The 22,648-nt window shown below is 49.8% G+C and carries 24 protein-coding genes; 19 read left to right on the plus strand and 5 right to left on the minus strand.

Annotation, left to right across the window (positions count from 1 at the left end; all coding sequences use genetic code 11):
* The first annotated feature begins 10 nt into the window (after positions 1–10).
* The 7 genes from BFP76_RS12055 (at position 11) to BFP76_RS12085 (ending at position 7,590) form a co-directional block, all read left to right on the plus strand.
* A complete protein-coding gene (locus BFP76_RS12055) occupies positions 11–1,012 on the plus strand; it encodes an Ldh family oxidoreductase (RefSeq protein ID WP_099594171.1) in 1,002 nt (333 codons plus the stop codon).
* The gene (locus tag BFP76_RS12060; protein WP_099594173.1) at positions 1,009–1,989 is read left to right on the plus strand and encodes a membrane dipeptidase; all 981 of its coding nucleotides are present in this window, start codon (positions 1,009–1,011) and stop codon (positions 1,987–1,989) included. Before BFP76_RS12055 ends, BFP76_RS12060 begins: the two co-directional genes overlap by 4 nt.
* On the plus strand, positions 1,986–3,656 hold the full coding sequence (locus BFP76_RS12065) for a hypothetical protein (RefSeq protein ID WP_099594175.1): 1,671 nt from the start codon (positions 1,986–1,988) through the stop codon (positions 3,654–3,656). Before BFP76_RS12060 ends, BFP76_RS12065 begins: the two co-directional genes overlap by 4 nt.
* Positions 3,653–4,237, plus strand: a complete 585-nt coding sequence (locus BFP76_RS12070) for a DUF3726 domain-containing protein (RefSeq protein WP_099594177.1) — start codon at positions 3,653–3,655, stop codon at positions 4,235–4,237. Before BFP76_RS12065 ends, BFP76_RS12070 begins: the two co-directional genes overlap by 4 nt.
* A gap of 411 nt (positions 4,238–4,648) precedes the next feature.
* Positions 4,649–6,274: a TadE/TadG family type IV pilus assembly protein gene (locus BFP76_RS12075; RefSeq protein ID WP_165775715.1), complete on the plus strand. Its 1,626-nt coding sequence runs from the start codon at positions 4,649–4,651 to the stop codon at positions 6,272–6,274.
* A gap of 9 nt (positions 6,275–6,283) precedes the next feature.
* Positions 6,284–6,850, plus strand: coding sequence for a TadE/TadG family type IV pilus assembly protein (locus BFP76_RS12080; protein WP_114365325.1), 567 nt, complete (start codon positions 6,284–6,286; stop codon positions 6,848–6,850).
* An 11-nt stretch (positions 6,851–6,861) separates the two neighbouring features.
* Entirely contained in the window at positions 6,862–7,590 is a 729-nt protein-coding gene (locus BFP76_RS12085) for a TadE/TadG family type IV pilus assembly protein (RefSeq protein WP_099594183.1), read from the plus strand.
* 18 nt (positions 7,591–7,608) lie between these two features.
* Here the strand turns inward: BFP76_RS12085 and BFP76_RS12090 are convergent, their stop codons facing one another.
* The 5 genes from BFP76_RS12090 to BFP76_RS12110 all read right to left on the minus strand — a co-directional run bounded on the left by BFP76_RS12090 (position 7,609) and on the right by BFP76_RS12110 (position 12,000).
* Positions 7,609–8,556, minus strand: coding sequence for a Gfo/Idh/MocA family oxidoreductase (locus BFP76_RS12090; protein ID WP_099594185.1), 948 nt, complete (start codon positions 8,554–8,556; stop codon positions 7,609–7,611).
* A gap of 1 nt (position 8,557) precedes the next feature.
* Complete coding sequence (locus BFP76_RS12095; protein WP_099594187.1) at positions 8,558–9,412, minus strand: class III extradiol dioxygenase subunit beta; 855 nt, start codon at positions 9,410–9,412, stop codon at positions 8,558–8,560.
* Entirely contained in the window at positions 9,412–9,807 is a 396-nt protein-coding gene (gene ligA, locus BFP76_RS12100) for a protocatechuate 4,5-dioxygenase subunit alpha (protein WP_099594189.1), read from the minus strand. Before ligA ends, BFP76_RS12095 begins: the two co-directional genes overlap by 1 nt.
* A 12-nt stretch (positions 9,808–9,819) precedes the next feature.
* Complete coding sequence (locus BFP76_RS12105) at positions 9,820–10,689, minus strand: DUF1932 domain-containing protein (protein WP_099594191.1); 870 nt, start codon at positions 10,687–10,689, stop codon at positions 9,820–9,822.
* Positions 10,690–10,764: 75 nt separating this feature from the next.
* On the minus strand, positions 10,765–12,000 hold the full coding sequence (locus tag BFP76_RS12110) for a LysR family transcriptional regulator (RefSeq protein WP_099594193.1): 1,236 nt from the start codon (positions 11,998–12,000) through the stop codon (positions 10,765–10,767).
* A 105-nt stretch (positions 12,001–12,105) separates the two neighbouring features.
* Between BFP76_RS12110 and BFP76_RS12115 the strand changes: the two genes are divergently transcribed.
* From BFP76_RS12115 to BFP76_RS12170, 12 genes are all read left to right on the plus strand, one after another.
* The gene (locus BFP76_RS12115) at positions 12,106–12,840 is read left to right on the plus strand and encodes a PIG-L deacetylase family protein (protein WP_099594195.1); all 735 of its coding nucleotides are present in this window, start codon (positions 12,106–12,108) and stop codon (positions 12,838–12,840) included.
* Positions 12,840–13,514, plus strand: a complete 675-nt coding sequence (locus tag BFP76_RS12120) for a 4-carboxy-4-hydroxy-2-oxoadipate aldolase/oxaloacetate decarboxylase (RefSeq protein WP_099594197.1) — start codon at positions 12,840–12,842, stop codon at positions 13,512–13,514. Before BFP76_RS12115 ends, BFP76_RS12120 begins: the two co-directional genes overlap by 1 nt.
* Entirely contained in the window at positions 13,507–14,580 is a 1,074-nt protein-coding gene (locus BFP76_RS12125) for a 4-oxalomesaconate tautomerase (RefSeq protein WP_099594199.1), read from the plus strand. The genes BFP76_RS12120 and BFP76_RS12125 overlap by 8 nt, the downstream gene beginning before the upstream one ends.
* A complete protein-coding gene (locus BFP76_RS12130; RefSeq protein ID WP_240514052.1) occupies positions 14,580–15,461 on the plus strand; it encodes an amidohydrolase family protein in 882 nt (293 codons plus the stop codon). The genes BFP76_RS12125 and BFP76_RS12130 overlap by 1 nt, the downstream gene beginning before the upstream one ends.
* Positions 15,462–15,525: 64 nt before the next feature.
* Positions 15,526–16,170, plus strand: coding sequence for a lysophospholipid acyltransferase family protein (locus BFP76_RS12135; protein ID WP_099594201.1), 645 nt, complete (start codon positions 15,526–15,528; stop codon positions 16,168–16,170).
* Positions 16,167–17,114 (plus strand): phosphatidate cytidylyltransferase, encoded by a 948-nt coding sequence (locus BFP76_RS12140; protein ID WP_099594202.1) that lies wholly within the window; start codon positions 16,167–16,169, stop codon positions 17,112–17,114. The genes BFP76_RS12135 and BFP76_RS12140 overlap by 4 nt, the downstream gene beginning before the upstream one ends.
* Positions 17,115–17,178: 64 nt before the next feature.
* Positions 17,179–17,826 (plus strand): GntR family transcriptional regulator, encoded by a 648-nt coding sequence (locus tag BFP76_RS12145; RefSeq protein ID WP_099594204.1) that lies wholly within the window; start codon positions 17,179–17,181, stop codon positions 17,824–17,826.
* Positions 17,823–18,842 carry an AbrB family transcriptional regulator gene (locus BFP76_RS12150; RefSeq protein ID WP_099594206.1) on the plus strand — a complete coding sequence of 340 codons (1,020 nt, stop codon included), beginning with the start codon at positions 17,823–17,825 and terminating at the stop codon, positions 18,840–18,842. Before BFP76_RS12145 ends, BFP76_RS12150 begins: the two co-directional genes overlap by 4 nt.
* Positions 18,843–18,937: 95 nt before the next feature.
* Complete coding sequence (locus BFP76_RS12155) at positions 18,938–19,807, plus strand: ribokinase (protein WP_099594208.1); 870 nt, start codon at positions 18,938–18,940, stop codon at positions 19,805–19,807.
* Positions 19,804–20,730: a nucleoside hydrolase gene (locus BFP76_RS12160; RefSeq protein WP_099594210.1), complete on the plus strand. Its 927-nt coding sequence runs from the start codon at positions 19,804–19,806 to the stop codon at positions 20,728–20,730. The genes BFP76_RS12155 and BFP76_RS12160 overlap by 4 nt, the downstream gene beginning before the upstream one ends.
* A gap of 10 nt (positions 20,731–20,740) precedes the next feature.
* Positions 20,741–21,580: an isopenicillin N synthase family dioxygenase gene (locus tag BFP76_RS12165; RefSeq protein ID WP_099594212.1), complete on the plus strand. Its 840-nt coding sequence runs from the start codon at positions 20,741–20,743 to the stop codon at positions 21,578–21,580.
* Between the two features lie 53 nt (positions 21,581–21,633).
* Positions 21,634–22,632: a BMP family lipoprotein gene (locus BFP76_RS12170; RefSeq protein ID WP_099594214.1), complete on the plus strand. Its 999-nt coding sequence runs from the start codon at positions 21,634–21,636 to the stop codon at positions 22,630–22,632.
* Positions 22,633–22,648 lie beyond the last annotated feature (16 nt).

Genomic DNA, 22,648 nt, shown 5'->3' on the forward strand with positions numbered 1-22,648 from the left:
GGAGAAAACCTTGTCCAAAATTGAACTGTCACTGGATGAAATCGAAACCACAACCGCCAAGGCATTGCGTGCACATGGTGCGGCGGATTGGGTGGCCGATGCGGTGGCAAAGGCCGTGCGCGTGGCCGAGGGCAAGGGCAATTTGATATGTGGGCTGTATTATTTGGAAAGTTACTGTCAACAATTGGTGACGGGGCGTGTGAATGGCGCGGCCGAACCGGTAGTTTCAACGCCCAAACCCGCAAGCGTGATGGTGGATGCCAAATTTGGGTTTGCACAGGCCGCATTTTCGCGTGGGTTTGATCGTGCAATTGCAACCGCACGCGAAATGGGAACCTGTTCATTCGCCATTGCACATGCGCATACCTGCACATCCTTGGGATATTTCACCGAACAGATCGCAAATGCGGGGCTGATTGGGATTGGGTTTACCAACGCATCCGCTGTGGTTTCACCGCCAAATGGTAATGCGGCGGTGTTGGGCACGAACCCGATTGCCATGGCGATCCCTGCACAAGACGGCGGCGTGACATTCCAATTTGATCAAAGCACATCCGCGATTGCCTTGGGGAAAATCACCATGGCCAAGGCCGCAGGCGAAAGCATCCCATTGGGCTGGGCCGTGGATAGTGCGGGCAAACCCACCACCGATCCGAGCGAAGCGTTAAAGGGGTCGTTGGTTTCATCGGGGGGTTACAAGGGTTGGGGCTTTGGCCTGATGGCAGAGGTTCTGGCCGCCGCGATGACGGGATCGGTGAATTCACTGGATGTGGCGGGGCTTAAACTACCAGAGGGCGCGCCGCATGATTTGGGACAGTTTTATCTGTTGCTGGATCCAACGGTATTTTCAGGCGATGCATTTTGGGCGCGGATTGCACGCATTGTTGATGCAGTCGCAGCCCAAGAGGGTGCGCGATTACCGGGCAGCGATTTTGTGATGCCAGCAACGGTACATGTGGAAACAAATGTTTGGAATCGCGTGTTGGAATTATCGGCGGGGCCAGATGCATGAGCGGGTTTCGCATTGATAATCTGCAATATGCCAATTGGTCGGAAAAGATTTTTCGCCAAATGCGCGCGGGCGGGTTGGATGCGGTGCATGTCACCATCGCCTATCACGAAACATTTCGCGAAACGGTGTTACAGGTAGAACGCTGGAACCGATATTTCGAACAATTCCCTGATTTGATTTTCCAAGGGTTTCACGCCGATGATGTGCAACTGGCACGGGACACCAATCGCACCGCGATTTTTTTCGGGTTTCAAAACCCAAGCCCGATCGAGGATGATATTGGGCTGGTGCAGGTCTGGCATCAATTGGGTGTGCGGTTTATGCAGCTGACATATAACAACCAATCGCTGTTGGCGACGGGCTGTTACGAGGATGATGATACAGGCCTGACGCGCATGGGGCGCGAGGTGGTCACGGAAATGAACCGCGTTGGTATCGTTGTGGATATGAGCCATTCTGGTGAGCGTTCCACGTTAGAGGCGATTGAACATTCCACGCGTCCGATTGCGATTACACACGCCAATCCACACCGCTGGCATGCCGCGTTGCGCAATAAATCCGATACGGTGTTGCGTGCATTGGGGGACAGCGGTGGGATGCTTGGCTTTTCGATTTATCCACACCATTTGGCGGGTGGATCGGATTGCACGCTTGATAGTTTTTGCCAGATGATTATCGACACTGCCGATCTGATGGGGATTGATCATATCGGGATCGGCACGGATTTATGCCAAGACCAACCCTATAGCGTGGTTGAATGGATGCGCGTTGGGCGCTGGACCAAGGGCATTGATTATGGAGAAGGATCAGCCAGCAATGCAGGTTTCCCGCCCATGCCCGACTGGTACAATGATAATCGCGATTTTGGCAATATCGCCGATGGATTACGCAATCTTGGCATGACGCAGGGTGATATCGACAAGGTGATGGGCGATAACTGGTATCGATTTTATACCGATAGTTTTGGTGGCGCATGAAATCGCGCGATGAAATCCCATTGCGCGATGCGGATCAGGTGATGCGCCTGTCGCGAATGGGCAGTTTTCATCAATCAAGGCTTAGCTTTATGCGGATATTGTTGCGCCGTATGCGCAATGAAAATTGGCGCTTTGATGCGCCCGATTGGCATGTTGGTGCGGATGGCGTGGGGCATGCGGTTTACACGGTGCATGGGCCAAACCGCGCCTATTCGCTGGTGGCATTTGCGCATGATTTACCAGATGAGATGCGATCCGATCGGGTGATTGCAACCGCATGGGATACAACATTCACGTTGTTCGATGGTATTCCGACGGATGATGATATTGCGCGATTGGCGCAAAATGTACCGCTGCAAGAAGCTGGGCGCATATCATCGCGTGAATTGACCTTGTCACGCGCGAACCGTTCTGCACGGCTCTGGGATTTTGTGGTGGCGAATTTGGCGGCCGGGCGTCAGCCCGACCCAGAAAGTCTGAAAACTGTCGGTTACGTGATGCGCACTACTGCCGTTTACGGATCGGGCAAATTTGGCGCAGCGGATCATGATACAATTCAAGACCGACCCGAATTTGCCGCCCCATTTCAGGCCGAAATGTTAACGGTGTATTTGATCCGCTGCTTCGTGATGGATTTGCTGGATCACAGCGCAAAATGCGCAGGCGGTGCACGTGCTGTTGCATTATCGCCCAAGCTGCGCCGCGCGATGGGCATTGGCAATTCGACGGGGTTGGGCATGGCACCGTTTTTGGTGAACCACCCCACGTTGTTGCATCAATGGATCGCCGCGCGTGAAACCGCATTGGCGCGGGTGCGGCAGATTAAATCCGCCAGCGCAGCCATACGGGGGGTGATGCTGAACCATGCGCAATCGGCGCATATCAATGCGATGAACTGGCATTCGCAACATCCCATTCAAATTGCCAAAGTCACCGAATTGCAAAGTGATATGGTGATGTTGTGCAAAGCAATCGAACGCATTGGCGATGCACCGTATCCTTGGGATCGGTTATATCAATGGGGTGAGCGGGATTTAACCAGCGAAGGATTGGAACAGTTGGTGTCGATCCTGATGGAACCTTATGGCGACATTGTTGATGATCTGGCTGATGTCATGAGCATTGATGAATCTGCGCATTTTTACATCGATGGCACGCAGGATATGAGGCGTATCAAATCATTGATCGTCGCGCATTTTGAATGGGCGCTGAAAACTGATTTTAGCAATGCCCAAGATCAGGCGCGATTTTGGTATGTGTCCGCGGCCAAGCTGGAACCGCGATTGGGGGAACGTGCAACCGAACAGGGGCATGAATTGGAACAACCCCTTGCGATTGGGCGCGATGTGGCGGCGTTATACCGCGCCATAAATCAGGATGAAACGGTCGCGCATTTTTTGCGAAAACATCCCGAACACCGTCATATTTTGCGCCGTGTGCAGATGGTAGAAAAATTTCCCTATGCGGAAATTCGCGATAATTTGCTTCACGCTGATATGTTGCCGATTGATATGCTGCGCTGCAAGTTATCGTTTTTTGGCGCTACCCATTTTGATCCACGTTCGGATCGTTGGCTGCGCATTTGTATGTTTCAAAACGCACCGTTCCCTGAAGATATCCACAAACCTGGAAATTGGGTTTATCCCGAACCAAAGGGGGCACCATGACGTTATCGCGATCAGAAACCGTTGCAATGGTGAAACGCGGTGCACGCGGTGCTGGTTATAGTTGGGGCATGGCCGAAGAAATCGCCGCTGCTTGTGCAACGCTATGTGCAAATGGGATCAATGCTCAGCCAGCTTTGTCGCAATATTTAAGCGTCATTGATGGCCAGTCACACAGGTTGGCGATACAATCATGGCCCTTAACCCAAGATCACGTTTGCCCGTTTCATCTGGGATGTTTTATCGCCGAAAGTGCACAAGATGGCGATGTGTTAACATTTAACGGCGTACAATCGGCGGTGTTTTTATTGCCATATGTGCAACGTTTGGCGGCAATAAAGGGGCGCAATTTACATCTGCGGGTGGGGGATATGACGGTTGATGTTGGGGCGGATTACATCGCGGGTGATATCATTTTAGATGCCCATGGTACCGTGGTGATCTCTACACGCAAACGCGAATTTGAACCTCTTTGCGCATCACCAAGTTACCCTGTTCAATATTGCGAGGTGATGGATCGGTTGGGGCAGAAAACCATGGTGCCAGAGTCGGATGAATCGCGTGCCAAGGGTGCAGGGGCATAATCTGCCAAAGGTTGAATGATTGCTTTTGCCGGTGATTCTTGTTCTGGCTGAAATCGTTGGAAATTTTCTTTGATATTCGCCAAATACCAAGCAAATCGGAAATATTTTCCCAATTTTATTAAAATTATACACGCGTATTGATTGAATCCGTGCCGCGCGAAGATGGTTAATAAATGGTTAATTTTTCTTATTTTGCAGGGGTTGAACGTCGAACACTCGGTTTTATCTGACCGATTATTACCGTCAAAAATCTATGTGCCACATTCTGGCCTAATTCCACCAAAAAAATGCCTATGTCTTGGGGGATAGTGCTTGCTGTTGGGACACGCACGAGCATGCATTTGTTCCCAGAAAAGGTTTAAATGATGCACAGCAATGTTTGTGACGTGCATGAAAAAAATGGGGTGGGTTATGATGTTGTCATATTTGTATCAGTCAGTAATTAACCGTAAAAATAAATTCGCAGCGGACGAAGAGGGCACGTTGACCTTGTTCGCCATTATTACATTCGTTGTGATGGTTGCATTGGCGGGGATCGCCGTGGATGTTGCGCGGTTCGAAGCTGCGCGCACAAAAACACAAATTACGATTGATAACGCCGCATTGGCCGCCGCATCGTTGTTTCAGGCGACAGACCCTGACACGGTGGAACGTGACGCCGATGGGAATGTGACATTCAAAGGCACCACATATACGCCCGAACAAATTGTTGATTTCTATATGGCAAAGGCGGATTTGCCCCATAATTTCCAATACGAGGTGAACACACCGATTAATGTTTCAAATGCACGCGAGGTGGATGTCACCACCAAACAGGGTATGGATACCGTATTCCTGCATATGATGGGACAAAAGGATATGAACATCGGCGCATATACATCTGCGCTGGAAGGCAATCCATTATCTGAAGTATCACTTGTTTTGGATATTTCGGGTTCCATGCGTGGGACGCAAAAACTGGGCAATCTTGTTTCGGCGGCACAGACATTCGTGGGCAATATTCTGGCCGCGAATTCATCCCAATATCCCAATATGGTTTCCATGAGCTTGGTACCTTATTCGGCCTATGTAAATGTTGGTGAAAACCTGTTGAATGCGATGGATGACACGATCTTGCCAAGTGTTGCGAACAATATGCTCGATGCAAATCCTAACACTTGTTTAGAGCTCAGAGATTCCACCTTTAATTCCGTGGGTATCCCGCAAAATACGCATTTCCAAACAGAATATGAAAAGCATATTACATTTGGTTATTACGATTACACCAACCAAGGATATGGCGAAACCGACAAGGCGGTACGAACACCATACTGCCCGGCGTTCGATTGGGCGCAAATCACACCAGTGTCGAAAAACGAAGCCGCGCTCAAGGCGCAATTGGCAAAATTCGAAGCAACGACAAATACATCAATTGATGATGGTGTAAAATGGGGGGCTGCGTTGTTGGATCGTTCCATGCAGCCAACGATCAAAAAACTGACGCAATTGAATTCATGGGATTCTCAATACGTTGATCCAGCATTCGAAGATCGCCCATTGGCCAATGGTACGCGTAGTAACAAAATTTTGGTGGTGATGACCGATGGTATCAACACAGAACAACGCCGTTTGAAAGACCAATATGAAACTAACGGCAGCGACGCCAATGTGTATTGGAAAAAGTCTGACGGTTATCATTATTTCCGCAACAGTAATCGCTGGGGCTATGAAGAACTGTCATGGCGCGAATTGTTTGGCATCCGCACAATTTACAATCACGTGCGTGATCGTAATTTCGGCGGTAGCACTTGGGGCTTTATGGAAGCGTTCAAAACAGGTTCACAAAAAGACACCCGTTTGAACAACATCTGTACAGCGGCCAAAAGCGCAGGGATTACAATTTACACAATCACCTATGAAGCCACAGTCGATAGCGCAAAAGTCATGGCGAATTGTTCATCTGGACCCACTTACGCCTATACCGCGACATCAAGTGATATCGATTCAATTTTCAACAATATCAGCATCGGAATTAAGAAGCTGCAGCTGACAAACTAAGGGTGTGATGTGAATATTTTGGGACATATATTCAAGAAATTGCGCAAAGATGAAGAGGGCGCAGCAACGGTGGAATTTGTCATCGTTGCTCCGCTGTTTTTCATGTTGTTTTTCTGGATTATTGAAACTGGCTTCATCACCTTTCATGCAATTCAATTGGACAGAGGCGTGGATATTGTCGTGCGCGAATTGATGCTGGACGATATTTTGGATGGTCGCCAAGACGAAGATGCACATGATTTTTTGAAACAGCGCATTTGTAGCCAAGCTTTGCTTTCAGATTGTATCGAAGACATCAAACTGGAGGTTGGCATTTCCACCGTGGCAAGTGCGAGTTTGGATGGCGGTATTGATTGTGTGGATCGCACGTCAGATGATATTACACCTGTCTATAAAATCGATCCTGGTCAATGCGATTCCGGTGATCCCAATGCAACGCCAGAAATCATGTTTATGCGCGCATGTTTGGTTGTTGATCCGATCCTGCCCGTTGGTGTTGCGATGCCGTGGACCAAAGATGATTCAGGTGGAATTCGATTGCTGTCTTCTTCGGCATTTGTGAACGAACCTTGTTAGGAGTTATGAAAATGAAATTGTTCAATCGCTTTTTCAAAGACCGCAAAGGTGCTGTTTCAACGGAATTTGTATTCTTGTTGCCGCTATGGGTTGCCATGTTGATGGGCAGCTTTGTGTGTTTCGACGCTCTGTTGATGTATAACAAAGCATCCAAGGCCAACGCCACTGTGGCGAATTTGGTGTCGCGTGTTGGCACAGTAAATACTGCGTTCACTGACAATTTGTTTCAGGTGTATAAAAATGTCGGCTATGGCAATGATGCGAATGCATGGATGCGCTTGTCTGTGGTTCGCAACCAAAACAATTCATTTCGCGTCCGCTGGAGCGAGGCTCGTGGTTTAGGTGCGGATACAGAAACCGCATGGGGTGTGTTGAAAAACGATAGCCCACTTTTGGCGGCTTATATCCCAGAGGTCGTGGATGGCGACGAATGGGTGTTGTTGGAAACGTCGCGCCATTTTGAACCGCTATTGGGCAATTTTGGCATCGCAGAAACGGATTTTCATAATCACACCGTGTTTATTCCGCGTTTCACAGGGCAGTTGACCCATGCCACATTGACCGATTTTGATGAAAATTACGACGGTTCCACTGAACCTGGAAATCCACATGATCGCGATGATATGGACGAACAAGAATCCGAGGCCGAATGGCTGGCGGATGAAGTTGCCACAAATGCAAATGATGGTTCGGGTGGTTCCACTGGAACGGGTGGTGAAAATTCGGGCGGGGGTCAGTAACCCCCACCCATTGATCGCCTAAACGGTCATCATTTCTTCGATTTTGTGCAATACTTCCATCGCGGGCAAACCTTGTGCGAATGAACTGTTGGGTTCGCGTCCTTCGCGAATGGCATCAATAAATTCGCGATCTATCAATTCAATCCCATTGTTGGATATGGCAACATCAGACAGATCAATCGGTTTTTCATACCCGTCCACCAAATCATCGTAACGCGCGATATAGGTGTTGGTATCCCCGATATAGCGGAAAAATGTGCCCAGCGGGCCATTGTTATTGAACGACAATGACAATGTGCAAATCGCACCTTTGGGTGATTTCATTCCGATTGTCATATCCATTGCAATGCCCAGATCAGGGTGTTTTGGCCCTTGGATACCGAATACTTCGCTTGGGGCTTCACCAGTTTGATAGATGAACAAATCAACCGTGTGGCACGCATGATGCCATAACAAATGGTCTGTCCAACTGCGCGGATTACCCATCGCATTGGTATTGGTGCGGCGGAAAAAATAGGTTTGCACATCCATTTGTTGAATGTTGAATTCACCCGCCTTGATTTTGTTATGCACATATTGATGGCTGGGGTTAAAGCGGCGCACATGCCCCACCATACCAACAACGCCTGAATCCTTTTGTGCGGCAACCAATGCGCGTGCATCTTCGATGTTGTCAGACATCGGAATTTCGCACATCACATGTTTACCCGCACGCATACAGGCCAATGATTGTTCGGCGTGCATTTGTGTGGGCGTGGACAGGATCACCGCGTCCACATCATCACGCGCAAGGCTTTCGTTCAGGTCGGTTGTCGCATGACCAATGCCGCGTTCGGCGGCAAATTTTGCAATGCTATCCTCGGTGCGCCCAACCACGGATGTAACTTCCACACCTTCAATCTTGGACAATGCGTCCAGATGTTTCATACCAAAGGCACCCGCGGCGCCTGCTACACAAATTCGCATCTTATGCTTTTCCTTCTGCGTGATTTTCCAAAATGATATGGCCAACGGCGGTGTTGGATGCAGGCACGTGATAAAAACGATGTTTTTCCGTCACCTCGTCATTCAAGGCGCCGCGCATCACATACCACATGACCAATTCAATGCCCTCTGATCCTGCTTCGCGCAGGTATTCCACATGTTTCATCTGTGATCCGGTCACAGGATCATTGGCGATGTAATTTAGAAATTTCGTGTCGAAATCGGGGTTAATTAACCCTGCACGTTCATGTTGCAATTGATGGCTCATGCCACCGGTGCCAAAAATACAAACCTTGAGATCTTCGTCATAACTATCAATCGCGCGGCGAATGGCCTTGCCCAGATTGTAACAACGATTGCCCGTAGGTGCGGGATATTGCACTACATTTACCGCCAATGGGATCACCTGACATGGCCATTCATCAGGCGTACCATACATCATGGATAATGGCACGGTCAGGCCGTGATCGACCTCCATTTCATTCATGATGGTCATATCAAATTCATCCAAGATCAAGGATTGCGCGATATGGCTCGACAATCGCTGATTACCCTTGACCACGGGCACAGGGCGTGGGCCCCAGCCTTCGTCCGCGGGCTGGTATTCCGCAGCACACCCCAGCGCGAATGTTGGGATGCAAGATGCATCAAACGCGGTGCAATGATCGTTATAAACCAAAAAAACAACGTCTGGTTTTTCCTGTTCCATCCATTTTTTGGAATATTCAAACCCTTTGAAAATCGGGCCGTAATAATCATCATTAGTGATTTTCTGATCCACAGCGACGCCCAATGCGGGCACATGCGAACAACCAACGCCTGAACTGATCCACGCCATTATTTATCCTCCCATTCTTTTTTGTTGCGGTTGCCCTCAATAGAGCGCCCACCGGCCAACATCATCGCGCGGTAATCGGTTGATCCCATGCCAGTCATGATGCCTGCGAGTTCTTGAAAATTAATGCCGTGGAATGCGGCAAGTTTTGAGGTGTAATAAATATTCCCACCCAGTTCCAACATCAGATTCCATTCCTGATCCAGAACGGCTTGGCGTTGTTCTGCCGTCATTGGAAATTTATCCAAATAGGCATCTGCATCCGCCTTGAACGCATCGCGGTTTTTTTGTTCGCGCAGCGAGATACAAAACATGTTTAAATGATATCCTTGGCGGGAACGATCGGCGTCAAAAACGATTGTGCCTGGGATGTCGTCATATTCCTCTGATTTTGTCATATGCTCCTCCGCTTAATTTTTCAGATGATTGATAAGGGTTTCGCGCAACGCTGGTGCGTCGATGTCATCGCAATCGATTGCCAATGCGCCAATGCGTGCCTGTGCGGTTGTGGTGGCGGTCGCCATATCATTGGGCAGGCCAAGTTCGGCGATTGTTTTTGCAACTTCTGCCATTTCGGCGGCGCGGCGAACCCCGTGTTTTGCCATGCGCTCTGCCATGTAATCGGCCTTGGCCGCCCATTGGAATTCGGGGTTGGATTTTTCCAAACTGTCCCAAACCAAATCCTCGACGCCCAGCGTTTTCGCCGCCAAATTACATTCTGTTAAAATCGCCTCTAATCCTTTGATCACCACGGATCGCATCATTTTCACCGATGATGCCCGCCCAACAGCACCATCAAGCTTGCTTGGGTTCAGGTTCAGCTTTTGTAATACATCAACGGCGTCATCCGCATCTGGACCCGATATCAATAGCGGGGTTTTATTGCGGGCAGGGTGCACAGGGGCCATAACGGCCACATCCACATAACGCCCACCCGCCGCATTGATCACATCACATGATCGCTGTTTGGTTTGTGGCGCACATGAATTGCAATCAAAAAACAGCGCATCAGGTTTGATATGTTTGGCCGCATCGCTTGCCGCCGTATGTGCGCAATCCGCCGTGACCAGCGAAAACACCACATCGGCATTCGCAAGCGCCATTTCCAGTGTATCGGAAAACCCGACTCCGTGATCGGCAAATCGCGTTTGCATCATCGCGCTTTGTGCGGGATCGTTGTTTTTTACATCAAACCCAACCGCCGATTTTACGCAATCGGTCGCCCATGTGGATGCAAATGCACATGCTGCCTCTCCGAATCCGATAAATGCGATATTCATGTTTGATGTCCTCTTTGGTGATCTGTCCTAACAAGGCATGGTGCAAACCTGAAATTCGATGTCATTCAAACCTATTCATTTTTGCAATAGCGTATATGTTTGGGATGCAGATTTTGCTCCCTCGGCCTGTAATAAATCCCACATCCGTTTTTGGGTTTTTGTGGGTTGCCAATCCACACGGGTGGTTAATCCGATTTGGCGTTTGATCCCGCGTAAATCAAAATTCAATCGCGATAACAGCCCTTGTTTTTCTTCGCGTGCGATTTGATGTGCGGAGCTAATGGTCAACCGATCACTGCCTGTTAACAGTCCGCGAATAAGAACCAGCGATGATGTTTCGATCACATGCAGATCATTCAGATCAATCACACCCGCCATCATTTCATTGAAATAACGGCGCGTTGGTGTGCCATTGCGCGGCACAACCCACGGAAATTTTGCCAAATCCGCAGGCGTGACCGTATCCAAATCACACAACGGATGCCCCGCACGTGCAACAATTGCCAACGGATCATTAAACAACAAATGTTGTTCGACATCATCCACCGGTAAATCATCGCGCAGCGCCCCGATCAACATATCCAATTTACCCAGCCGCAACCCACGCAGCAAATCCATATAAGGCCCATCAACCACACGTAGATCGCTGTTTGGGCGTTCATCCAACAATGTGTTGATCGCATTTGGCAACATGTAACTACGTGCCAAGGGCATGGTGCCAATCGATACTTGCCCACCATCATAGCCTGCAAAGTTGCGCAAATCTTCGCCCGCTTGGTTCAATTCGTAAAACATCAAATGGGTATGATCCGCCATTTCTTTGGCAGCGGGGGTAAGTTCGATGCCTTGTGGTGTTTTTTGGAAAAACTGAATGCCCGATACACGTTCCAAATCACGCGCAGATCGATACAGGCTGGGTTGGGTTAACCCGATATTGCGCGCCGCCAATGAATAATTCCCTGCCTGTTCCACGGCGAGCAATGCGCGCAATTGTGTGGCGGTAATCGAATGGGCGAATGATTGTGATTTTGCACGTCGTTCACGCGATAATGCGGCATCAACCCCTGCCATTAAATGCGCGGTGGCACGCAGCGCACGGTTTTGCAGCAATTCCCCCGCATGGGTTAAAAATAGCCCCGCATTGCGCCGATCAAACAGGCGATGTTCCAATTTGTCCTCTAATTTTGCAATCGCTTGGGTGATTGCGGGTTGGGACATGTGCACACGTGCGGATGCTTGGGTGATGTTGCCATGTTCGGCCACATCACAAAATGCGCGCAAATGGCGCAGGTTCAAATCATACATTGTCATGGGGTGGTTATAGCAAAAACTTATCACCTTGGGGAAGGTTTGAAATTGGCTTTTGAACGCGATAACGCGATATTGTTTTCAACTGATTGAGTTGGAGGAACATATATGTCCGATAAAAAAACTGCATTAATATTATCTGCACATGCCGCCGATTTCGTCTGGCGCTGTGGTGGTGCCATCGCGAAACACGAAGAAATGGGGTATGACGTCACCGTTGCCTGTATGTCGTTTGGTGAGCGCGGCGAAAGTGCCAAGTTGTGGAAACAAGAGGGCATGACGCTGGACAAAGTAAAAACCGCGCGGCGCAAAGAGGCCGAAGCCGCCGCATCCGCATTGGGTATTACCAATATCGAATTTTTCGATCTGGGCGATTACCCGTTGGAATTTGATCGCGATGACAAATACAAGGTCGTCGATTTGATCCGCAAAGTGCAGCCAAATTTCATGATGAGCCATTCGCGTTTCGATCAATACAACACCGATCACATGCATATGACCCAAATCGCAATGGAAACGCGCATGATCGCACAGGCATGGGGCCATAACCCAGGCGAAAAGGTTTTGGGTGCGCCGCAACTATACCTGTTTGAACCCCACCAAACCGAACAGATGGGTTGGAAGCCAAATGTGTTTTTGGACATCACTGATGTTTGGGATAAAAAACGTGCGGCGATTGAATGCATGCAAGGCCAAGAACACCTGTGGAAATATTATACCAATGTCGCCGAAAACCGTGGCAACCATTTCCGCCGAAATTCAGGTGGCATGGCGGGTGGGCGCCCTGCGCAATATGCCGAAGGTTTTGAATCGGTTTATCCAACATGTGTGGATGAATTATAATGGGCGGCGTTGTTGTGCAAAATATTGAACGTGCCGATGCGGGTGTGATCAAGGCCTTGGGCGAAATTGGCGTGGCTACGGTACACGAAGCTCAGGGGCGCAAGGGATTGCTCGCGTCATATATGAACCCCATTTATCCGGGTGCACAAATCGGGGCATCTGCGGTCACGATCCTTGCGCCAGCTTGTGACAATTGGATGGTGCATGTCGCAATTGAACAGGTGCAAGAGGGTGATGTGTTGGTTCTGGCAACCACATCACCATCCGATGCAGGATATTTTGGCGATCTGCTCGCCACATCCATGCAGGCACGCGGCGGTGTTGGTTTGATCATCGATGCAGGTGTGCGCGATGTCAAAGACCTGACAGAAATGAAATTTCCCGTCTGGTCCAAGGCCGTACATGCCCAAGGCACGGTGAAAGAGGTGATCGGTTCCGTCAATGTCCCGATCGTCTGTGCAGGTGCCCATATCAATGCAGGCGATGTGATCGTTGCCGATGATGATGGCGTCTGTGTCGTGCGCCGCGAAGAGGCCGCGGATGTTTTGAAAAAAGCAGAAGCCCGTTTGGCCAACGAAGAAGAAAAGCGCCAAAAACTCGCCAGTGGCGTGTTAGGGTTGGATATGTATGACATGCGCGGGCGCTTGGCCGAATATGGTTTGAAATATGTCTGATGGAACGCGCGCAATGTGGATGCGTGGTGGCACGTCCAAGGGGGTGTATTTCCTTGGCGATGATTTGCCCGATGATATTGCTGCGCGTGATGCGTTTTTACTTTCCATCATGGGATCACCAGACCCGCGCCAGATAAATGGCATTGGTGGGGCGGATCCGTTGGCGTCCAAGGTTGGGATTGTGCGTAAATCTGCACGCGCAGGCGTGGATGTCGATTACCTGTTTTTACAGGTTTATGTCGATCAGGCATTGGTGTCTGATGCGCAAAACTGTGGCAATATCCTTGCGGGCATTGGCCCGTTTGCCATTGAACGCGGGCTTGTTGAACCAATGGGCGATGAAACGCGCGTGCGTATTTACATGGAAAATACCGATCAAATTGCGGTGGCTGTGGTGCAAACACCAAATGGTGTTGTGACGTATCAGGGTGATGCGATGATTGATGGCGTACCGCGCCCATCCGCGCCAATCCCGCTGGAATTTCAAGATACCGCGGGTTCGATGTGTGGCGCATTGCTGCCCACAGGGAACGAAGTTGACGTGATCGATGGTATTGAATTGACCATGATCGATAACGGCATGCCTTGCGTGATTATGCGGGCTTCTGATTTTGGCATTACGGGCACGGAAACGCGCGAAGAATTGGATGGTAATGATGCGTTGCGTGCACGTCTTGAAACCATTCGCTTGGCCTGTGGGCCGTTGATGAATTTGGGTGATGTGCGGGATAAAACCGTGCCAAAAATGACGCTGGTATCAGCCCCCCAAAATGGCGGTGCGATCATGACGCGAAGCTTTATCCCGCATCGATGTCATGCAAGCATTGGTGTGCTGGCCGCCGTGACGGTGGCAACCGCATGTTTGATGAAAAAATCCCCGGCGCATGAATTGGCGGCGATCCCCGATGGGGACAGCAAAACCATGCAAATTGAACACCCGATTGGTGCGACTGCGATTGTGGCAAGGATGGATGGTGACACGATCACGTCCGCCGCAATCCTGCGCACTGCGCGAAAATTATTTGATGGACGTGTGTTTCACGATCTGACAGAGGAGGAAATATAATGGCGATGGATATTGATTGGATGGCATGGCATCCCGACCCGAAAAAACCAGATTTCATTCCCCCTGTCGGTGCGGTGGATGCCCATTGTCATGTGTTTGGACCCGCCGATAAATTTCCCTTTGCGCCGACACGAAAATACACGCCATGCGATGCATCCAAAGAACAGCTTTTCGCGCTGCGCCATCATCTGGGGTTTTCGCGCAATGTGATTGTGCAAGCATCGTGCCATGGGCAAAATAACGATGCGCTGGTGGATGCGTTGCAGGCATCGAACGATCTGGCGCGTGGGGTTGCAGTTGTATCGCCTGACATTAGCGATGCTGAACTGCGCCGTATGCATGCTGCGGGCGTACGCGGTGTGCGGTTTAATTTCGTCAAACGTTTGGTCGATAACACCCCAAGAGAGGTATTTGTTAGCATCGCTGATCGTATTGCCAAACTGGGCTGGCACATCATTGTGTATCTGGAATCCCCCGATTTGCCTGATTTGATCCCGTTTTTGGAAAGCCTGCCAACAACGGTGGTTTTCGATCACATGGCACGCCCCGATGTGTCAAAGGGCGTTGATCACCCAGATTTTCAACGCTTTGTCACCTTGATGGAAAATGAAAAATTTTGGTGCAAGGTGACATGCCCAGAACGCCTGTCATTGATTGGTCCTGATCAAGATTATTCGGATGTGGTGCCGTTTATGAAACTGTTGGTTGAAAAATATCCCGACCGCGTTTTGTGGGGCACGGATTGGCCGCATCCAAATATGAAGTCGCATATGCCAGATGATGGCGCATTGGTTGATGTCATCCCGATGATCGCCACAACACCGCAGTTGCAGAAAAAGCTGTTGGTGGAAAATCCGATGCGTCTTTACTGGGAAGATTGAATTCACGCTTTCCCTTTTTTGCGATTCTGGCTAGCCTTTTACAAAAAGTAAGAGGAAGACGCCTTTGTTAAAGATTTTCGCCAGTATTGTTGGCGCTGCCATTGCGTTATTTGCGCGGTTTGTCACCGCATTGCGCGGTGTGTGGCGCGGGGTTGAACCGATTGACAGACAGCGGATTTATTTCGCCAATCACACCAGCAACGGCGATTTTGTCATGGTTTGGACTGCGCTGCCCGCGCAAATTCGCGCCCATACGCGCCCTGTCGCGGCTTCGGATTACTGGTTGAAAAGCAAACTTCGCGCATTTGTCGGGCGCGATGTGTTCAAGGCGGTTTTGATTGATCGCCGCGCTGACAAACGCACAGATAACCCGGTGGAAAAGATGATCGCCGCATTGGATGAAGGATCGTCATTGATCATTTTTCCCGAAGGCGGGCGCAACATGGGGCCCGATCCGATTTTACCATTTAAAACGGGGCTGTTTCATATGGGGGCTGCGCGACCCAAAATTGATATGGTGCCGGTGTGGATTGAAAACCTCAACAGCATCCTGCCCAAAGGCGAGGTCGTGCCATTACCATTGATCTGTACGGTGACATTTGGCGCACCCATACATGTGAAAGAGGGCGAAACCAAAGAAAGCTTTCTGTCGCGCGCTGAATCCGCGCTGGTCGCATTGGCCCCCAAAACACAGGAGGGCACAGCATGACCGAACAACCCGATCTGATTTATCTGTTGTTGATGGCAGGGGCAGCATTAATCGTTGCGACCCTGATTGCGCATTATTTAATGTCGCGCCAACCCGAAGACGATCACAGCCCAATCGTGGATACGTTCAATGCTTATATCCTGTCTTGGTGGGGTGTTACGGGCATGATCGCATTTGCAAGCCTTGGTGGGCGGGTTGGCTTGATCGTGCTTTTTGCATTTTGCTCCTTTGCCGCCATGCGTGAATTTATGACGCTGACCACGAAAAACCGCGATGACCATTGGGTTCTGGCGGCGGGGTTTTTTGCGATATTACCCATTCAATATATCCTGCTTGGATATGCACAGCATGGTATGTTCGCAATTTTTATTCCCGTTTATGCATTCCTGTTCCTGCCCATATTGGCCGCGATCAAAGGAAACGCCGAAAATTTTCTGGTGCGGGTATCGGAAACGCAATGGGCGATGATGATCACAGTGTACTGTGCATCCCATATCCCCGCGTTGTTAGATCTGGAAATCACTGGGTTTTCGGGGCGCAATGTGTTGTTGATTGCATTTTTGATGGTGGTGGTTCAGGCGGGCGATCTGTGTCATTTTCTCTGGGCGAAAATCTATGGACGCACGAAAATGGCACCCAAATTGGAGAAATCCAAAACATGGGAAGGGTTCGTGGGCGGCATTGCCAGCGCAACACTTGTCGGCGCATTTTTATGGTGGCTGACCCCCTTTGAAATCTGGCAGGCGACCTTGTTGGCCATGGTAATTTCGCTGATCGGGTTTTGTGGTGGCATGGTGATGGCAACAATCAAGATTGATCGCGGGGTCAAGGATTGGGGCGATCTGATCCCAGGGCATGGCGGATTTATTGATCGCTTCGGCTCTGTGGTGTTTGCCGCCCCGATTTTTTATCATCTGGTACGGTATTTTTTCGCCAATTATTGATCAATTACATATTGCATCCAATTGTATACAAGGTTAGCGTCCCAACAAGCAAAGCGAGGGCGCGATGGCTGATTCATCTGACAAAGTATCAAACGGGAAACTGGCCTATGACAAATTGCGCGAAGCAATTGTTAGCGGCACGCTTGCCCCCGGTTCGCGCATTCGCGAAACCGAAGCAGCCGATCTGGTCGGGTTAAGCCGCACACCCGTAAGAGAGGCCATTCGCAGGCTAGAGTCCGAAGGCATCGTTGAACATCAACCCCGCATTGGTGCGGTGGTGAAATCGCTCTCGCACCAAGAAATTGTTGAGCTGTATGAAATGCGTATCGTGTTGGAAAAAACAGCGGCGCGTATGGCGGCAAAACATGCAAGCAGCGCAGAAATCGGCGAGTTGAAGGATTTGAACAATGCGATGCTATCCGCCGCCAAAGACGCGGCGACGGTGTCACGGTTAAACGAACAATTTCACCGCTGCATTTTTAATGCTGCCCGCAATCGCTATTTGTTGGCATCATTCCAAGCCTTGGCAAATGCGGTGTTGGTTCTTGGCCCAACCACGTTGGAAAATACGGATCGGGTGAAACTGGTTTGCAAACAACATGATGATATTATCACTGCATTAGAGGCAGGCGATGGAAAAGGCGCTGCAACGGCGGCGGGCAATCACATTGAAACATCGCTAAGCTATCGATTGAAAAGTTTGCGGATATGAAACTTTCACCAAAAATCGCTGCAATCATTATTTCGATCATTGGGGCGGTGGTGTGTTGGGCAACCCATGTTCCATTGCCCTTTCTGCTTGGCCCGATGTTCGCCTGTTTAATTGCCGCCATCGCCAAGGTTCCGATGGCGGGGATAAAACCGCTGTCCGATGGGATGCGCACGATTTTGGGTGTGGCGGTGGGTGCATCCATCACGCCTGAACTGTTTGGCAAAATCGGTTCCATGGCCACGACCGTTGCGATGGTGCCCGTGTTTGTGTTGATCATCGGTCTGATCGGCGTTCCATATTTCAAACGCATCTGCGGGTTTGATACCCCGACCAGCTATTACGCATCCATGCCCGGTGGATTACAAGACATGTTGGTATTTGGCGAAGAGGCGGGTGCAGATGTGCGCGCTTTGTCATTGGTGCATGCCACACGGGTTTTGATTATCGTTAGCGCCTTGCCATTCATTTTACAGGGCTGGTGGGAACTGGATTTATCCATGCCACCGGGTGCGCCTGCAAAATCAATGCCGCTTGATCAAATCGCCTTGATGTTTTTCGCCGCGATTGCGGGATGGTGGGGTGCGTTAAAAATCAAATTGTTTGGGGCATCCATCTTGGGCCCATTGATCGTGGCGGCGGTTTTGTCGCTGACAGGTGTCTTGCACATGCGCCCCCCCGCCGAGGCGATATGGGCTTCACAATTTTTCATTGGCATCAGCGTCGGTGTGAAATACGCAGGCATTACCCCCAAAGAATTGCGCCATGATTTATTGGCCGGTATCGGGTTTTGTTTGATCCTGTTGATGCTCAGCGCAGGATTTGTTGAAATCATCATTGCGCTCAACCTTGCACCACCTCTTGAAACCGTTTTGGCCTTTTCACCCGGTGGTCAGGCGGAAATGGCGGTGTTGGCCATTGTGGCAGGGGCGGATATTGCATTTGTTGTGGCGCATCATGTTGTGCGTATCGTTGTGGTGATCATTTGTGCACCAATTTTCGGACGGCTCATTCGTTAATCAAAATTTTGACCAAATGGTCGAAAAAACTGGATTGCGGTTATTGGGTTTTGTGCTAGGCTCGTTGAATCTTTCGATTCTTGGGGTGTAACACTTTGATAACAAACTTCGGTTCCATAAACATAGATCACGTTTATCAGGTCACAAATTTGCCCAAGGCAGGGGAGACTTTGTCGGCAAAATCTTATGCGCGGTATCTGGGTGGCAAGGGTGTGAACCAATCGGTGGCGATTGCAAAGGCAGGTGGCACATTGCGCCATGTGGGTGCGGTTGGTGCCGATGGGAATTGGGCGCTGGAACAGATGGCGGACAATGGCGTGGGCGATGAACATGTTACACGTTTGGATATCGCCACAGGGCATGCTATTATCTATGTCGATGACAGTGCCGAAAATCAGATTGTGATTTTGGGTGGTGCGAATACCGCGTTAACGGAACAGATTATTGATGATGCACTAATGGGCGCCACGGGTTGGGTACTGTTTCAAAATGAAACCAATATGATTGATGTGATCGCGTCCAAAGGTACAGATGCAGGGTGCAAACTGGCCTATGCCGCCGCACCGTTTTCCAAGGAACATGCATTACCGCTGCTTGATAAAGTCGATCTGTTGGCCGTGAATGAAACAGAGGCAAATGATCTGGCCGATGCCACTGGGCGCAAGGTCGAAGATCTTGGCGTGCCAATCTTATTGGTTACCAAGGGAAGTGCGGGTGCAGACCTTTGGGTCGATGGCGAATATTTTCACCAATCCGCCTTCAAGGTTGATGCGGTGGACACCACAGGGGCAGGGGATACGTTTTTGGGTTCTTTCCTTGCACAATATGACGAAACAAACGATCCCGCAGGCGCGTTGCAATATGCCACCGCCGCAAGCGCAATTCAGGTCACCCGCCAAGGAGCGGCCAATGCGATCCCAAACAAAAAAGAAGTTATAAAATTTTTAGAGGCTCAGAAAAAATGACAAAACAAAAAATTCTGATTGATACAGACCCCGGCGTTGATGACGCCATGGCGATTTTTTTCGCCTGTTTACATCCCGATCTTGATCTGGTGGGAATGACAGGTGTTTTTGGCAATGTGACCGTGGATATTGCTGCGCGTAATGCCATCGTATTGGCCGAACGCGCGGGCCAAGATATCCCCGTGGCGCGCGGTGCGGATGTGCCATTGAAACAAACGCCAAACCCCGTGTCCGACTATGTGCATGGCGAACAGGGCTTTGGTGATATCCCCGCGCAACCAACGCGTGCAGAAATTTTGGATGAATCAGCAGCGGAATTTATTTGCCGCATGATTAATGAAAACCCTGGCGAAATATCGCTCTGCCCAATTGGGCCGCTGACCAATATCGCATTGGCGCTGGAACATGATCCAAGCATTGCACAAAAGGTGAAAAACGTTGTGATCATGGGCGGAAGCCTGCGTGAGGGTGGCAATGTCACCCCCCATGCAGAGGCAAATATATGGAACGATCCCCATGCGGCGGATGCCGTATTTGCCGCTGACTGGCCCGTTGTTATGGTTGGGCTTGATGTGACGCACCGCGTTGTTTGCACACCCGAAGATTTCAGCGAATTGGCAAAGGCCGCGCCAAAACTGGGTGGGTTTTTGCAAGACGCTTCGCATTTTTATATTCGGTTCTACGAGGAGGTTGTGGGTATAACAGGGTGTTACCTGCATGATCCCGCCGCGGTGATTGCAACGCTGCGTCCAGAACTGTTTACTATTGAAAACCACCCGATAGAAGTTAAGGTCGATGGAGAAGAGATCGGCCAAACCGCCATTTCAACGAATCCTGACCGTCGTGCGATGCAAATTTGCACAGGCATTCAGGCCGAAGTGGTGAAAGACTTGTTCATGGACACAATAAAGTCCGGATTTTAGGAGAGATAACATGAGCGAATTTGATGTATTGGCAATCAGCCCAAAAGACGCCGACGCCCCCGCAAAATTTGCAAAATCTTTGCGTGAAACGGGTTTTGCGATTTTAAAAGACCACGATATGACCCCCGCCGAAATCGACAAAATGTACGATGCATGGGCGGGATGGTTTGCCACGGATGAACGGTTTGATTTTGCGGTGAAGCCGGGCACATCTGATGGTTATTTTGGAATGAAATCTGAAAATGCCAAAGGTTCAGCACATAAAGATTTGAAAGAATTCTTTCACGTCTATCAAAACAAAGAGGTTCCAAAATCGGTGGAACCTGTGACACGTGATTTCAACGAAAAACTGATTAAAATCGGTCATATGTTGTTGGAATGGCTGGATCAGGAAACACCACAGGATGTTAAGGACATCATGTCTGAACCAATGGTGAATATGGTCAAAGGGTCGGACAGCAATCTGTTGCGTATCCTCCATTACCCGCCATTGCCCGATGATGTGGAACCGGGTGAAACCCGCGCTGCCGCACATGAGGATATCAATCTGATTACATTGCTGGTCACTGGGTCAGAACCGGGCTTGCAAGCCCAAGATGTGAACGGTACGTGGCATGATGTGCCGTGCCAAGCGGGCTATATCACGATCAATTCTGGCGATATGTTATCGCAGGCGTCCAAAGGCTACTATCCTTCGACACCGCACCGCGTTATTAACCCGCCAAAACAAGAAAACCGTTCTCGTTATTCGATGCCTTTGTTTATGCATCCACGCCCCGATGTGGTGTTGGATCACCAAACAGCGGGTGAATTTCTGGATCAACGGCTCAAAGAAATCGGTCTTAAATAATCCGATTCAAAACAAACTGCGCTTTCTGTTCGCGCGTCCACAAGGAGAAGACAATGAAACTGAAAACAACACTTATGACGGCTGCATTTTCGATGGCTGCGACCATCGCGATGGGCGCGGATTTCAAACCTGCTGTGATTTACGATATGGGTGGTAAATTCGACAAATCATTCAACGAAGGTGTTTGGGCTGGTGTGAAAAAATTCACCGACGAAACCGGTGTTGAAGTGATGGAATTCGAAGTCACCAACGAAGCTCAACGTGAACAAGCGATGACACGTATGGTACAACGCGGCGCGACTGTTGTGTTGGGCGTGGGTTTTGCTCAAGCAGACGCAATTGATAAAATCGCAGGCGAAAACCCAGATGTGCAATTTTCCATCATTGACGTAAGCTGGTTGGATAAACCAAATCTGCGTCAATATGCGTTCAAAGAACAAGAGGGTTCGTATATCGTTGGTGTGGCCGCAGCAATGGCATCAGAAACTGGCAAGGTTGGCTTTGTTGGCGGGATGGACATCCCGTTGATCCGCGCGTTTGGCTGTGGCTATGTCCAAGGTGTAAAAGCAACCAAAGCCGACGCCGAAGTGTTTGAAAACATGACAGGCACAACCCCAACCGCATGGAACGACCCCGCCAAAGGTGCTGAATTGACCCAAGGCCAAATCGACCGCGGTGCAGACGTGATTTATCAGGCTGCTGGTGGTACAGGTGTTGGCGTTATTCAAGCGGCCAAAGATGCTGGTAAACTGTCCATCGGTGTTGATTCAAACCAAAACCACATGGCACCAGGTTCCGTTTTGACATCCATGTTGAAACGCGTTGATGTTGCGGCATATTCCACATTCAAAGACGCAATGGATGGTAATTTCACAGCAGGCGTTCAAAACCTAGGCCTTGCCGAAGGTGGCGTTGGCTGGGCATTGGATGAAAACAATGCGGAATTGATCACACCAGAAATCAAAGCAGCAATCGAAGACGCAACCGCGAAAATCGTTTCTGGTGATGTTGTGGTGCATGACTATCGCGCCGACAACACATGCCCAATGTAATTTGGGTTTTATCGAC

This window comes from Paramylibacter kogurei, assembly GCF_002742285.1.
Lineage (GTDB): Bacteria > Pseudomonadota > Alphaproteobacteria > Rhodobacterales > Rhodobacteraceae > Amylibacter > Amylibacter kogurei.

Bases quoted from the DNA above. Each gene is read 5' to 3' on its own strand.
- BFP76_RS12120 (WP_099594197.1), top strand. From the start codon at position 12,840: ATGGGCGGCGTTGTTGTGCAAAATATTGAACGTGCCGATGCGGGTGTG.
- BFP76_RS12125 (WP_099594199.1), top strand. From the start codon at position 13,507: ATGTCTGATGGAACGCGCGCAATGTGGATGCGTGGTGGCACGTCCAAG.
- BFP76_RS12140 (WP_099594202.1), top strand. From the start codon at position 16,167: ATGACCGAACAACCCGATCTGATTTATCTGTTGTTGATGGCAGGGGCA.
- ligA (WP_099594189.1), bottom strand. From the start codon at position 9,807: ATGACAAAATCAGAGGAATATGACGACATCCCAGGCACAATCGTTTTT.
- BFP76_RS12110 (WP_099594193.1), bottom strand. From the start codon at position 12,000: ATGACAATGTATGATTTGAACCTGCGCCATTTGCGCGCATTTTGTGAT.
- BFP76_RS12150 (WP_099594206.1), top strand. From the start codon at position 17,823: ATGAAACTTTCACCAAAAATCGCTGCAATCATTATTTCGATCATTGGG.
- BFP76_RS12170 (WP_099594214.1), top strand. From the start codon at position 21,634: ATGAAACTGAAAACAACACTTATGACGGCTGCATTTTCGATGGCTGCG.
- BFP76_RS12095 (WP_099594187.1), bottom strand. From the start codon at position 9,412: ATGGCGTGGATCAGTTCAGGCGTTGGTTGTTCGCATGTGCCCGCATTG.
- BFP76_RS12060 (WP_099594173.1), top strand. From the start codon at position 1,009: ATGAGCGGGTTTCGCATTGATAATCTGCAATATGCCAATTGGTCGGAA.
- BFP76_RS12160 (WP_099594210.1), top strand. From the start codon at position 19,804: ATGACAAAACAAAAAATTCTGATTGATACAGACCCCGGCGTTGATGAC.
- BFP76_RS12090 (WP_099594185.1), bottom strand. From the start codon at position 8,556: ATGCGAATTTGTGTAGCAGGCGCCGCGGGTGCCTTTGGTATGAAACAT.
- BFP76_RS12085 (WP_099594183.1), top strand. From the start codon at position 6,862: ATGAAATTGTTCAATCGCTTTTTCAAAGACCGCAAAGGTGCTGTTTCA.
- BFP76_RS12165 (WP_099594212.1), top strand. From the start codon at position 20,741: ATGAGCGAATTTGATGTATTGGCAATCAGCCCAAAAGACGCCGACGCC.
- BFP76_RS12115 (WP_099594195.1), top strand. From the start codon at position 12,106: ATGTCCGATAAAAAAACTGCATTAATATTATCTGCACATGCCGCCGAT.
- BFP76_RS12065 (WP_099594175.1), top strand. From the start codon at position 1,986: ATGAAATCGCGCGATGAAATCCCATTGCGCGATGCGGATCAGGTGATG.
- BFP76_RS12145 (WP_099594204.1), top strand. From the start codon at position 17,179: ATGGCTGATTCATCTGACAAAGTATCAAACGGGAAACTGGCCTATGAC.
- BFP76_RS12070 (WP_099594177.1), top strand. From the start codon at position 3,653: ATGACGTTATCGCGATCAGAAACCGTTGCAATGGTGAAACGCGGTGCA.
- BFP76_RS12075 (WP_165775715.1), top strand. From the start codon at position 4,649: ATGATGTTGTCATATTTGTATCAGTCAGTAATTAACCGTAAAAATAAA.
- BFP76_RS12130 (WP_240514052.1), top strand. From the start codon at position 14,580: ATGGCGATGGATATTGATTGGATGGCATGGCATCCCGACCCGAAAAAA.
- BFP76_RS12105 (WP_099594191.1), bottom strand. From the start codon at position 10,689: ATGAATATCGCATTTATCGGATTCGGAGAGGCAGCATGTGCATTTGCA.